This is a genomic window from Pararhizobium sp. O133 (genome assembly GCF_051669845.1).
Lineage (GTDB): Bacteria > Pseudomonadota > Alphaproteobacteria > Rhizobiales > Rhizobiaceae > Pararhizobium.
Genome location: NZ_CP196426.1, coordinates 466398 through 479009, shown reverse-complemented (window position 1 = coordinate 479009; position 12612 = coordinate 466398). Strand labels below are relative to the sequence as shown.

The following is a 12612-nucleotide window of genomic DNA, read 5'->3' as shown; positions in this document are numbered from 1 at the left end:
ACATGACTCGCTCACGTTGTATCCTATTTGCCGATGCAGAATTCCGAGAAGATCACATCGAGGAGATCTTCAACATCGACGCGGCCGGTAATGCGCCCAAGCGCATTGCTCGCCTGTCGCAGATACTCGGCCTGAATGTCGAGCCCGCTATTAAATTTTGCCAAACTCATATCGATTGCTGATCGAGCCTGCTCCAGGCAATTCACGTGTCGCCTGCGTGACGGCAGAGCCATCGCATTCTTCGCCGAGAGATCGGGAAGATGACGCTTCACCAAGTCAACCAGTTGATCGAGGCCTTCGTCGGTGACTGTGGAAATCAGCACGTCAGCGACGGCCTTATCCCACAAAACCGGATTCCGATCAATCTTCGTTCCGACACGCAAAACAGGCTTCAACCCATCATATTGCGCCAGTGAAGCAAAGTCATCAGGTCCGTCCGAGAGCAGAAGAATGACGTCTGCCTGCTCGATCGTCATGTGAGCGCGACGAATTCCTTCCCGTTCCACACGGTCCTCCGTCTCACGAAGACCGGCCGTATCATAAAGTCTAACATTGAATCCGGCTAACGATAAATCCACCGACAGGATATCCCGGGTTGTGCCGGCGATGTCCGTGACGATTGCAACATCGCGACGGGCGAGCCGGTTCAGCAGACTTGATTTCCCGGCATTCGGTTGACCGGCAATGACGATCTTCAGGCCATCGCGGATGATCTCGGCCACACCGGCGCCTGCAAGGTGCTCCGTGATCTCCTTCCCCAGGATGCGCATATCCGACCAGATCCGATCGGCAACCGATCCGGGAACATCGTCTTCATCGGCAAAATCGAGTTCGGCCTCGATCATCGCCCGGGCATGCGTCAGCCGTTTCGCCCATCCCCGGTAGAGTGCAGAGAGATTGCCGCTGGAATGTTCCTGCGCCAGTCGGCGCTGCATCTCGGTTTCGGCAGAGATCAGGTCGGCGAGGCCTTCGATTTCGACAAGGTCGAGTTTCCCGTTGTGAAAGGCCCTCCTCGAGAACTCGCCGGCTTCGGCATGGCGAGATCCTGGGAAGGCGGAAAGCTCCGTGAGGATCGCATCCACGACCGCACGGCCGCCGTGAACCTGCAGTTCGGCACAGTCTTCTCCAGTAAACGAAGCCGGCGCCGTGAAATAGAGAATGAGACCTTGATCAAGAATGTCATCGTTTCGATTTCGAATCGATCGCAAAGTGGCCTGCCGCGGCGTCGGAACCGAGCCGCAGAGTGTGCGCAGCATGTGCGCCGTCGCCGGTCCGCTGATGCGGATAACGGCCACGCCAGCGGGAAGGGCACCGGACGACAGGGCATAGATCGTATCTGTCATCGCGTTGGTCATGATCGATCTTCGCATTTCCGCAGATCAAGGGACATTGGAATTGATCCCGGGCGGCAGGCCCAAAAACAGGATTTGAATCCGGCTAAAAACAGAAAAGCCCAGGCTGGACCTGGGCTTCGCTTCGAGATGGCGTATCCAATCAGGTGTTCATCGAATCGAAGAAATCGCCATTGGTCTTCGTTTGCTTCAGCTTGTCGATCAGGAACTCGATCGCATCGGTGGTTCCCATCGGAGCAAGAATACGGCGAAGAACAAAGATTTTCTGCAGGTCCTGGCGTGGAACGAGCAGGTCTTCCTTACGCGTTCCCGACTTGAGGATATCCATCGACGGGAAGATACGCTTGTCGGCGACCTTGCGGTCGAGCACGATTTCCGAGTTGCCGGTGCCCTTGAACTCTTCGAAGATGACTTCGTCCATCCGGCTGCCGGTATCGATCAGCGCGGTGGCGATGATCGTCAGAGATCCGCCTTCTTCAATGTTACGCGCCGCGCCGAAGAAGCGCTTCGGCCGCTGCAGGGCGTTGGCGTCGACGCCACCGGTGAGGACCTTGCCGGATGACGGTACGACCGTGTTGTAGGCGCGGCCAAGGCGGGTGATCGAGTCAAGCAGGATAACCACATCGCGGCCGTGTTCAACGAGGCGCTTGGCCTTTTCGATGACCATTTCCGCGACCTGGACGTGACGGGTTGCCGGCTCATCGAAGGTAGAGGAAACGACCTCACCCTTTACCGAGCGCTGCATGTCCGTGACTTCTTCCGGCCGCTCATCGATCAGGAGAACGATCAGGTAGCATTCCGGATGATTGGCGGTAATTGAATGGGCGATGTTCTGCAGGAGAACGGTCTTACCGGTGCGCGGCGGCGCGACGATCAGGCCACGCTGGCCTTTGCCGAGCGGTGCGATCAGGTCGATGACGCGGGCGGAAAGATCCTTGGAGGTCGGGACCTCGAGTTCCATCTTGAAACGCTCGTTCGGATAGAGCGGCGTCAGGTTGTCGAAATGGACCTTGTGCCGGATCTTTTCCGGATCCTCGAAATTGATCGTGTTGACCTTGAGAAGCGCGAAATAGCGTTCGCCTTCCTTCGGACCACGGATCGGACCCTCGACCGTGTCGCCGGTCTTCAGGGAGAAGCGGCGGATCTGAGAGGGCGAGATGTAGATGTCATCGGGGCCTGGCAGGTAGTTGGCATTGGCCGAGCGCAGAAAGCCGAAGCCGTCCTGCAGCACTTCGACGACGCCTTCACCGATGATTTCGACATCTTGGCTCGCCAGCATTTTCAGGATCGCGAACATCAGTTCCTGCTTGCGCATGACACTGGCGTTCTCGACCTCGACCTGCTCGGCGAAAGCCAGAAGATCGGTCGCGGATTTGTTCTTGAGTTCTTGTAGCTTCATTTCAGCCATGAAGGGGGACCACATTTGCAGTTCGGAATGGAAAACGGCGTGTCTGATGTAAGGGGAGCTGCAGGGGAAGGCGCAGGCTCGTAACGTTTACACATGCCACGAAAGAGGAGATGGCAGGAAAATAGCGATTCACGTGATGCGCCGCAAGGGGTTTACGGTAATTACCGGAAGTTTCCTTGCAACAACGGCGCCTGATCAAAAAGGTTTCACCACGGCCATGATGACGATGAGGATCATCAACAGTGTCGGTGCCTCGTTCATCAGCCGCCAGTAACGGGCGCTGTGGGTGTTTTCATCCCGTGCAAAGGCACGCACCGCACGGCTGAACATGACATGCACGCCAGTCAGCAGCACGACGAGAAAAAGTTTCGCGTGCAGCCAGCCGCCCTGGAACCCGTATACGCTCCAGGCAAGGTAAAGGCCGAGCCCCCAGGTGATCATCATTGCCGGGTTCATGATGACCTTCAGGAGACGCATCTCCATCATTTTGAAGGTTTCGGACTGTTCCGATCCAGGCGCGGCATCGGTGTGATAGATGAACAGCCGCGGCATATAGAGAAGCGCGGCCATCCAGGACATGACAGCAATGATGTGCAGGGCCTTGATCCAGAGATAGAGATTGTCGGGCTGACGGACGAACAGGCAACCGAGAAGACCAACAAACAGAGCAATGGCAATGAACGCCCGCCGGCGTGCCTTTTTGCCCGGCCGCGCATCTGTCTGGCGCTCGCTCATTTTCCGCCTCCGCGCACGCGCTCGACGAGACGCGTCACGTTGGCCGGATCGGCCTGCGGGGTGATGCCGTGGCCGAGATTGAAAATCAGCGGGCCGCCGCCGAGACGATCGAGGATCGCGTCAATGCCATCGTCCAGAGACCTACCGCCGGCAACCACCCGCATCGGATCGAGATTGCCCTGCACCGGCCCCTCCTTCTGCAACTCCGCAGCAAAGGACAACGGAACAGACCAGTCGAGACCGATCGCGTCGGCGCCCGTTCCCTGTCGATAATCCTTGAGCAGGATGCCGGCACCCTTTGCAAAAGCGATGATCTTGGCATCCGGGCGTCGCGCGCGAACACTGTCGATCATCCGGCGCACGGGTTTCACGGCATAACGCTGAAACTCGTCCTCGCCTAAAACACCAGCCCAGGAATCGAAGATCTGAACGGCATCGGCGCCCGCATCGATCTGCTCGACAAGATAATCGGCGGAGATTTCGGCAAGCAGCGCCAGCAGCCGATCGAAAGCCTCCGGATGTTGATAGGCAAACAGACGGGCGGGCGCCTGGTCGGGCGTGCCGTGGCCGGCGATCATATAGGTGGCGACAGTCCAGGGCGCTCCGCAGAAACCGAGCAGGGTGGTTTCCTCAGGCAATTCCCGGCGCAAACGACGGACCGTCTCGATGACCGGCTTCAGATGATCCGAAACAGGCTTCACGTCCAGCTTATCGATGCCGGAGACATCGATCGGATCCATCCGGGGCCCATGACCCTCTTCAAAGCGAACATTGCGCTTCAGGGCATCGGGGATGACAAGGATATCGGAGAACAGGATCGCTGCGTCAAAGGCATAACGCCGGATCGGCTGAAGCGTCACTTCGACAGCCAGATCCGGTGAATAACAGAGATCGAGAAAGCTCCCAGCCGTTGCTCGTGTCTGGCGATATTCGGGAAGATAACGGCCGGCCTGACGCATCAGCCAGACGGGGGGTGGTGTGAGGGTTTCACCCTTCAACACCTGAAGCACCTTGCGGCTTTGCGCAGTCACTGGACGCGTTCTCCCATTATAAAAGATATCTATATCTAAGGATTCTATTTCTTAGAGTCTGTGACTATCACGGATTAAACGCCATCCGACTCTTTTCCACATGCAGGAGCGTTCAATAGAATCTCTGAAGCGATTTTGCCATGCGACAGAGTGGAGCGGGGAAAGATCCGGAAAGATTTTTGGATTCAAAATCTTGGAGAGCAGCTCGCGATGGCGTCGTGTTGTGGAAGGCCTGTGGATAATCTTCGCCTCGACCGCGTCGATGAGTCTTCTCCACAAGCGGTAGAATCCGATCTCCCGAGAATCCAGATTGTGAATAACCTGCCGGTTTTCCCCTTGCGTTCGAGCTGCGCCCGTCCTTAGCTTTCGCCATCCCGGTTTATCAACAGCCCTCGGAGAATAGCGTGGAGAACCATAAAAACTATTTCCACCTGCATCTGATCTCCGACTCGACCGGGGAGACGCTAATCGCGGCAGGCCGGGCGGCGGCGGCGCAGTTCCAGTCCTCCCATGCGCTCGAGCATGTCTATCCGCTGATCCGCAATCGCAAGCAGCTGATGCAGGTGATGGAGGCGGTCGACGGCGCGCCGGGGATCGTGCTCTATACGATTGTCGACCGCGAGCTTGCCGATATTATCGATGCGACCTGCAAGGAGATGGGTCTGCCCTGTGTCTCGGTGCTGGAGCCGATCATCGATCTCTTCCAGTCTTATCTTGGCGCGACGTCGCGGCGGCGGTCCGGTGCGCAACACGTGATGGATGCGGGCTATTTCGCCCGCATCGACGCCCTGAACTTCACCATGGATCATGATGACGGCCAGCTTCCGGCCGACTTCAACGACGCCGATGTCGTGCTGATCGGCATCAGCCGGACCTCCAAGACACCGACGAGCATCTATCTCGCCAATCGCGGCATCAAGACCGCCAATATTCCGATCGTTACCGGCGTGCCCTTGCCGGATCGGTTGATGGACGCGACCAGGCCGCTGATCGTCGGTCTGATCGCCACGGCCGACCGGATTTCGCAAGTCCGGCAGAATCGCGTTCTTGGAACGGCATCGCACAGCTTTCATGCGGAAGATTATGTCGATCGCGCCTCGATCGCCGAGGAACTGAAATATGCGCGCTCGCTTTGCGCTCGCAACAACTGGCCGATGATCGACGTGACACGCCGCTCGATCGAGGAAACCGCCGCAGCCATCGTTGCCCTGCGGCCACGCCTGCGGTAAGGCGAGTCAAACACCGGGAAAAGACGATGACAGGCTCCCTCATTCTCGCTTCGGCGAGCCCCTTTCGACGCATGCTTCTGGACAATGCGGGCATTCGCTACCAGGCGAAAGCCGCCGATATCGATGAGCGGGCAATTGAAGCCGAAGTCGAGGCACAGAACCTGTCGCCGCAAGAGGTCGCTTTGGTTCTTGCCGAAGCCAAGGCAAAAAATGTCGGCCAGTCCTTTCCCGGTCATATCGTGATTGGTTCGGACCAGACCATGTCGCTCGGGTCCCGCGTCTATCACAAGCCGAAGGATATGGACGAGGCGCGCCGGCATCTCCTGTCGCTCTCCGGTGCCGTTCATCAGTTGAACAGCGCCATCGTGCTAACCCGGGATAATGAGGTCATGTGGAAACATGTGTCCTCGGCGAAAATGTCAGTCAGGCCGCTGGCCGGCGATTTCATCGAGCGGCACCTCGGCCGTGTCGGTGACAAGGCTCTGTCGAGCGTCGGTGCCTATCAACTGGAGGGCGAAGGTATTCAATTGTTCGACGGGATCGAGGGGGACTATTTCACCATTCTTGGCCTGCCGATGTTGCCGCTTCTTGCAAAGCTGCGGGAACTAGGAGTGATCGATGCGTGATTCACGTGAAACATTTGTTAACCATGCCTTCGTCACCGGCTATCCGATCAAGCATTCGCGCTCGCCGCTGATCCATCGCTACTGGTTGAAACAACTCGGAATCGACGGCAGCTACCAAGCGCAGGAAGTGTCGCCGCAGGCGTTTCCTGATTTCATCGCAGCACTTCGAGCCGGGAGCTCAGGTTTCATCGGCGGCAATGTGACAATCCCGCACAAGGAGCTGGCGTTCTCACTGGCTGACAGTCCGGACGATCTGAGCATCGAGCTTGGCGCGACCAATACACTGTGGGTCGAGGACGGACTGGTTCATGCGACCAATACCGATGGTCATGGTTTCACGGCGAATCTCGATGAACGTGCGCCGGGATGGGATCACTGTTCCACTGCCGTCGTGCTCGGCGCCGGCGGCGCCAGCCGGGCGATCATCCAGGCCGTTCGAGACCGCGGCGTGAAAACCATCCATGTCGTCAACCGCACAGTGGCGCGGGCGCGGGAGCTTGCCGATCGGTTTGGTCCGGCCGTACAGGCGCAGCCGATGCAGGCATTGGCGGAGGTGATGCAGGACGCCGGTCTGTTCATCAACACGACGTCGCTCGGCATGGACGGGACGGATGTTCCACGGATCGATTTCACCAAGATGCAGTCCGGCAGCATCGTAACAGACATCGTCTATGTGCCACTCAAGACGCTAATCCTCGAGCAGGCCGAAGCACAGGGTTTCACCGTCGTCGACGGTCTGGGCATGCTGCTGCACCAGGCCGCACCCGGTTTCGAGAAATGGTTCGGACAGCGACCGACCGTCGATAGAACCCTGCGGCAGATCATCATCGACGACATGGCCGGCCACGCATGATCGTGCTTGGCCTCACCGGATCGATCGGCATGGGCAAGTCCACCACGGCAACGATGTTCGCCGAGCTCGGGGTTCCCGTGAACGATGCCGATGCAGTGGTGCATGCGCTCTACCGAAACGAAGCGGTGGCGCCGATCGAGGCGGCGTTTCCCGGCAGCACGTCCGAAGGTCAGGTTGACAGGGCGGAACTGTCTCGCCAGCTCGCCGCCGATCCTTCCTTGTTCAAGACGCTTGAAGCCATCGTTCATCCGCTGGTGCGGGAAAAGGAGAAGGCGTTTCTCGATCATCATCGAGCGGCCCGTGCGCCACTTGTCCTCCTCGACATCCCGCTTCTGTTCGAGACGAATGGCGCGAACCGTGTCGATGCGGTGGCTGTTGTCACCTGTGATCCGGAGATTCAAAGAGAGCGCGTGATGAAAAGGCCGGGGATGACGGCGGAAAAATTTGCCCTCATCCTGTCGCGCCAGGTTTCGGATGCTGAAAAACGGGCGAAAGCCGATTACATCATCGATACCGGCCACGGACTTGATTCGGCCCGCGCCCAGGTCGCGGCGATCATCCGGACACTGACACGAGAAAAGGGGGCATGATGCGCGAGATCATTTTCGACACGGAAACGACAGGCCTCGACAACAAGCAGGACCGCATCATTGAAATCGGCGGCATCGAGCTTAATGATCATTTCCCGACCGGTCGCACCTTTCACGTCTACATCAATCCGGGTGATCGCCAGGTCCATCCTGATGCGCTGGCGGTCCACGGGATCACCGACGAATTCCTGAAGGACAAGCCGAGTTTTGCCGGCATTGTCGATGAACTCCTCGGCTTCTTCGCCGATGCCCGCTGGGTGGCACACAACGCGACCTTCGACATGGGCTTCATCAATGCGGAGTTTGCGCGGCTCGGCCTGCCGCCGGTCACCAACGACATGGTCACCGATACCTTAGCGCTTGCCCGCCGCAAGCATCCGATGGGACCAAATTCGCTTGATGCGCTTTGCCGCCGCTATGGTGTCGACAATTCGCACCGCACCAAGCACGGCGCTCTTCTCGACTCCGAATTGCTGGCCGAAGTTTATATCGAGCTGATCGGCGGACGGCAGACAACGTTCGGTCTGCAAAGCAGCGACAGAGATGGCCAGGCGACGGAAGCCGACGACGTGGTCGTTGTGGCCGGCCAGCGTCCGCATCCTCTCGCCTCGCGGCTGACCCAGCAGGAAAGCGAGGCCCATGCGGCGCTCGTTGCCAAGATGGGTGAAAAGGCGATCTGGGTAAAATACGCTTTGCCGAAATGAAAATGCCCGGTCACTGGACCGGGCATCAAAGACGATCGCTAAGATCGAGAGGAATCAGTTCGTGTTCGCCGAAACCTGCGAACGAACCTTTTCTTCAGCCATGCGCTGCGTGAACATCTGGGCGAAATCGATCGGGTCGATCATCAGCGGCGGGAAGCCACCGTTGCGCGTCGCGTCGGAAATGATCTGGCGGGCAAATGGGAAGAGCAGGCGCGGGCACTCGATGAAGAGCAGCGGCAGCATGTGTTCCTGCGGGAAGCCGGTGACGCGGAAGACGCCGCCATAGGCGAGCTCGACGTTGAACACGGTCTTGTCGCCATCCTTGGCTTCCGCGTTCAGCGTCAGGATAACGTCGAATTCCGCTTCCGAGAGCGGATTGGCATTGACGTTGACGTTGATATTGATCGACGGAGCCTTGTCGCGTGCCTGCAGCGAACGCGGCGCACCCGGGTTTTCAAAGGAAAGGTCCTTGATGTACTGGGCCAGGATGTTCAGGGACGGGCTTTCGGCAGCGCCGCCATTCGGTGTGGTTGCGGTATCGGTCATAAGGCCTTTTCCTTCGGACGTGAATTGCTGAGGCCATCTAGCATTTCACGGGAAGCCTTACAACCCGGCCACCCGCCGTCACTTCAACCGGTCGCGCTCGTTCGGATCGGTTTTTCCATGGCCTTCGGTGCGTGAAAATTCGTCGTCGTCGAGGTCGATGACCTGTGGGTCGGAAGAGCGACGCCAAGCGCCCTGATCCGGTTGCGGTCCGCGTGAGAACGGGCTGCTGCCGGATGTGACGATCGTCAGGCGGCTCTTCACCAGCGACCAGCCGAGATCACGGACCGCCGGGATGAAAAGCAGGAGGCCGATGATATCGCTGATGAAGCCGGGGATGATCAGCAGGAAGGCGGCAATGACGATCATGACACCATGCACCAGCTGGCGGCCGGGATCGGCGCCGGTCTGTGACGCCTGCTGAATTTTCCTCAGGACGCCAAATCCCTGGATCCGCAGGAGCACGGCGCCGATGAGCGCGCTGGCGAGCACCAGCAAAAGCGTCGTGCCGACGCCGACCTCGCGGCCGACGAAAATGAAGGCGGCGATTTCCGCAAGCGGCATCAGCAGGAAAAGGATGGGTATGATCAAGGCGCGCATGGTTTCCATTCAGGGTGAAATGATAAGGTCCGAAGAGGATCGGCAATTGCAAAGAAGTGATATAGCCATTTGAATGATCGTGCCATGCAGACTATATGGGATGATCGCACGGCATATTAACAGCGGTTCTGGGTGGAAATGGGCTCTTTCGACTTCGTCACATTGTTTTTCCTGGTCGCTGCGGTGATCATCTTCCTCCAACTGCGCAGCGTGCTGGGCAAAAGGACGGGCAACGAACGCCCGCCGGTTGACCCCTATTCACCGCGTGATGCGGTGGATGGTCCGGAAGCCTCCGGCAAGGTGGTCCAACTGCCGCGCCGCGATGGTTCCGGCGAAGAAATCTCGCGCTATGCCGCGATCGATGCCTTCACCAAGGCGGGCACGCCGCTCAATGATGGTCTCCGCCGCCTGGCGGACGCCGATCCGGGCTTCGATCCGAAGGAATTCGTCAATGGCGCCAAGGCGGCATACGAGATGATCGTCATGGCGTTCGCCGATGGCGATCGCAAGCGGCTCAAGGACCTCCTGTCGCGGGAAGTCTATGAAGGTTTCGATGCCGCCATTTCCGATCGTGAAAGCAAGGGCGAAATCGTCAAGTCGACATTCGTCGGCATCGAGAAAGCCGATGTCGTCCATGCCGAGGTCAAGGATAGCGAAGCGAGCATCACGATCCGCATCGTCAGCCAGCTGATTTCTGCGACCTACGACAAGGCCGGCGCGATCGTCGATGGCGACGCTGAAGCCGTTTCCGAGGTGAACGACCTCTGGACCTTCTCCCGCGATACCCGTTCGCGCGATCCGAACTGGAAGCTGATCGCGACGGAATCGGAAAACTGATCTGACACGGTTACGGGACTGCGGCGATGGATTTCGATTTGCAACGGGTCGATTTTTCCGACCTTCCCGGCTGGCATGCCGACGATCCATCCCCGCTTCTGTCCGCGCTTGAGCGCTGTCGCCGGCAGGTCAGTGAGGTCAAGCCGCACAAGACGGCTTCCCTCGGTATTTCCTCGGCCGACCTCTTGCCGGCCTATGAGGCCGCCCGTCATGTCGTCGAACGAGATGCGACCGGCGCGATCGCCTTCTTCGAAGAGCAGTTCGTTCCGTTCAAGATTGTCCGCCGTGATGGAACGTCGGGCTTCGTCACGGCCTTTTTCGAGCCGGAGGTTCAGGTCAGCGCAACGAAGGACGAGGTCTATCGCTTCCCGTTCTATCGCCGGCCGAACAATCTCGTCGATATCGACGACACAAACCGGCCTGAAGGCATGGATCCCTATTTCGCCTTCGGCCAGACAACGGACGGCGTCGTCAGTGAATATCCGGATCGCAAGGCGATCGAGCAGGGCTATCTCGCCGGCCGCGGACTGGAAATCGCCTATGCGAAATCCAAGACCGACGTCTTTTTCGCGCATGTGCAGGGTGCCGCCCGCCTGGTCTTTCCCGACGGATCGATGAAGCGGATCACCTATGCCGCCAAAACTGGGCATTATTTTTCGGCGACCGGAAGGTTGCTGATCGAGCGCGGCAAGATCGATGCGGCGACGGTTTCGATGCAGACGATCAAGCAATGGCTGGACGATCATCCCGACGAGGCCGACGAGGTGCTCTGGCACAATCGTTCCTTCATCTTTTTCCGTGAGGCAGCCGTGGACGATACCGGGCTCGGACCGGTGGCTGCCGCCAAGGTGGCGCTGGAGCCCGGCCGCTCGCTTGCCGTCGACCGTTTGATCCATACATTCGGTACGCCCTTCTTTATTTCGAGTGACAGCCTGACCTCGATCGAGGGCGGCCGACCGTTCCGCCGGTTGATGCTGGCGCTCGACACAGGCTCGGCGATCGTCGGTCCGGCGCGTGGCGACATCTTTACCGGCTCCGGCGACGAGGCCGGACGACTGGCCGGTGCCGTGCGCAACGATGCGGACTTTTTCATTTTCATCCCGAAAGCCGCAGCGGCAAGATATGGCCATGGCTAAGGGAAAGACACTCAGCGGCGAGGACAGGATTCTCTGGGGCAAGGTCGCCCGCACCACCCGCGCGCTTCCCGGTCGGATGGAAGAGCTTGCCGAGTTCGAGGAGCCGAAACCCGAACCGGTGCCGGAAAAAGTGGTGATGCCAGTGATCCGCGAAGGTAAGTCATTGCTGGAGGCTTTTGGCGAAACGCCGGTCGAAGCGCCCAAGCGAAGCGTAAAAATTCATCATCCGCTGGAAAAGCCGGTCAAGCGCAAGCTCGCCAAGGGACACCTGGCGATCGAGGCGCGGATCGACCTGCATGGCATGATCCAGAGCGAGGCGCATGGCTTCCTGCTGCATTTCCTGATGCGCGCCCATGATCGCGGTCTGAGGCACGTACTCGTCATCACCGGCAAGGGCACGTCGCTCGGCAGCGACGGCGCGTTGAAACGGGCGGTGCCGATGTGGTTCGCGCTGGCGGAATTTCGCATGCTGATCTCGTCCTACGAGCCGGCGGCGCGCAACCATGGCGGCGACGGCGCGCTCTATGTGCGGCTGTCGAGAAGAGGGCCGGCTCCATGACGCCGTTCGGCGAGGCGATGCACCGGCTGCGGCGGCAGAGGGGCATCTCGCAGAAGCAGATGGCAGCTGCCATCGGTGTGTCCCCCGCCTATCTCTCGGCGCTCGAACACGGCAAGCGCGGCGCACCGAGCTTCGAATTCCTGCAAAGGGTGGCCGGATACTTCCATGTCATCTGGGATGATGCCGACGAACTCTTCGGCATCGCGGCACTTTCCGACCCCAAGGCTGTGCTCGATACGTCCGGATTGTCGCCGGCGCATACGGCCTTTGCCAACCGGTTGGCGGGGCGAATTCGCGGCCTGTCCGGCGAAACCATCCGTCTCTTGGAAGATGTTTTGGAAAAAGCCCGTTTTCCTGATAAGGAAGTGTGAAATCCCCTGATTTCTGCCGCTTTCGGGCGGCACGGGAT

15 protein-coding genes are annotated in these 12612 nt (G+C 59.1%); 9 read left to right on the top strand and 6 right to left on the bottom strand.

Annotated elements, in window-relative coordinates; translation table 11 throughout:
- Nucleotides 1-23: 23 nt before the first annotated feature.
- The 4 genes from mnmE to hemE all read right to left on the bottom strand — a co-directional run bounded on the left by mnmE (nt 24) and on the right by hemE (nt 4454).
- Nucleotides 24-1343: a tRNA uridine-5-carboxymethylaminomethyl(34) synthesis GTPase MnmE gene (gene mnmE / locus ACST81_RS02260; RefSeq protein ID WP_438753338.1), complete on the bottom strand. Its 1320-nt coding sequence runs from the start codon at nt 1341-1343 to the stop codon at nt 24-26.
- A 151-nt stretch (nt 1344-1494) separates the two neighbouring features.
- A complete protein-coding gene (gene rho / locus ACST81_RS02255; protein ID WP_156392515.1) occupies nt 1495-2760 on the bottom strand; it encodes a transcription termination factor Rho in 1266 nt (421 codons plus the stop codon).
- A gap of 195 nt (nt 2761-2955) precedes the next feature.
- The gene (gene hemJ, locus ACST81_RS02250) at nt 2956-3495 is read right to left on the bottom strand and encodes a protoporphyrinogen oxidase HemJ (protein WP_438751182.1); all 540 of its coding nucleotides are present in this window, start codon (nt 3493-3495) and stop codon (nt 2956-2958) included.
- Complete coding sequence (hemE, locus tag ACST81_RS02245) at nt 3492-4454, bottom strand: uroporphyrinogen decarboxylase (protein ID WP_438753337.1); 963 nt, start codon at nt 4452-4454, stop codon at nt 3492-3494. Before hemE ends, hemJ begins: the two co-directional genes overlap by 4 nt.
- Before the next feature lie 476 nt (nt 4455-4930).
- On the opposite strand from hemE, the gene ACST81_RS02240 reads away from it, so the two are divergent.
- From ACST81_RS02240 to dnaQ, 5 genes are read left to right on the top strand one after another with little or no spacing between them, the layout of a single operon-like run.
- Nucleotides 4931-5755 carry a pyruvate, water dikinase regulatory protein gene (locus ACST81_RS02240; protein WP_438751181.1) on the top strand — a complete coding sequence of 275 codons (825 nt, stop codon included), beginning with the start codon at nt 4931-4933 and terminating at the stop codon, nt 5753-5755.
- Between the two features lie 26 nt (nt 5756-5781).
- Nucleotides 5782-6381: a Maf-like protein gene (locus ACST81_RS02235; protein ID WP_438751180.1), complete on the top strand. Its 600-nt coding sequence runs from the start codon at nt 5782-5784 to the stop codon at nt 6379-6381.
- Entirely contained in the window at nt 6374-7234 is an 861-nt protein-coding gene (locus ACST81_RS02230; RefSeq protein ID WP_438751179.1) for a shikimate dehydrogenase, read from the top strand. The genes ACST81_RS02235 and ACST81_RS02230 overlap by 8 nt, the downstream gene beginning before the upstream one ends.
- Nucleotides 7231-7824, top strand: coding sequence for a dephospho-CoA kinase (coaE, locus tag ACST81_RS02225; protein WP_438751178.1), 594 nt, complete (start codon nt 7231-7233; stop codon nt 7822-7824). The genes ACST81_RS02230 and coaE overlap by 4 nt, the downstream gene beginning before the upstream one ends.
- Nucleotides 7824-8528: a DNA polymerase III subunit epsilon gene (gene dnaQ / locus ACST81_RS02220; protein WP_438753334.1), complete on the top strand. Its 705-nt coding sequence runs from the start codon at nt 7824-7826 to the stop codon at nt 8526-8528. Before coaE ends, dnaQ begins: the two co-directional genes overlap by 1 nt.
- A gap of 54 nt (nt 8529-8582) precedes the next feature.
- Here dnaQ and secB read toward each other — a convergent pair whose 3' ends face one another.
- Together secB and ACST81_RS02210 are read right to left on the bottom strand one after the other, a co-directional pair.
- Nucleotides 8583-9074: a protein-export chaperone SecB gene (secB, locus tag ACST81_RS02215; protein WP_438751177.1), complete on the bottom strand. Its 492-nt coding sequence runs from the start codon at nt 9072-9074 to the stop codon at nt 8583-8585.
- 78 nt (nt 9075-9152) lie between these two features.
- On the bottom strand, nt 9153-9671 hold the full coding sequence (locus tag ACST81_RS02210; protein WP_438751176.1) for an FxsA family protein: 519 nt from the start codon (nt 9669-9671) through the stop codon (nt 9153-9155).
- 138 nt (nt 9672-9809) lie between these two features.
- Here ACST81_RS02210 and ACST81_RS02205 point away from each other — a divergent pair, with 138 nt between their 5' ends.
- Genes ACST81_RS02205 through ACST81_RS02190 form a run of 4 tightly spaced genes read left to right on the top strand, consistent with a single transcriptional unit; the run spans nt 9810 to nt 12574 of the window.
- Complete coding sequence (locus ACST81_RS02205; RefSeq protein ID WP_438751173.1) at nt 9810-10508, top strand: Tim44/TimA family putative adaptor protein; 699 nt, start codon at nt 9810-9812, stop codon at nt 10506-10508.
- Between the two features lie 26 nt (nt 10509-10534).
- Entirely contained in the window at nt 10535-11644 is a 1110-nt protein-coding gene (gene mltA / locus ACST81_RS02200; protein ID WP_438751172.1) for a murein transglycosylase A, read from the top strand.
- Nucleotides 11637-12203: a Smr/MutS family protein gene (locus tag ACST81_RS02195; RefSeq protein WP_438751171.1), complete on the top strand. Its 567-nt coding sequence runs from the start codon at nt 11637-11639 to the stop codon at nt 12201-12203. Before mltA ends, ACST81_RS02195 begins: the two co-directional genes overlap by 8 nt.
- Nucleotides 12200-12574, top strand: coding sequence for a helix-turn-helix domain-containing protein (locus tag ACST81_RS02190; RefSeq protein WP_438751170.1), 375 nt, complete (start codon nt 12200-12202; stop codon nt 12572-12574). Before ACST81_RS02195 ends, ACST81_RS02190 begins: the two co-directional genes overlap by 4 nt.
- Nucleotides 12575-12612: the final 38 nt, after the last annotated feature.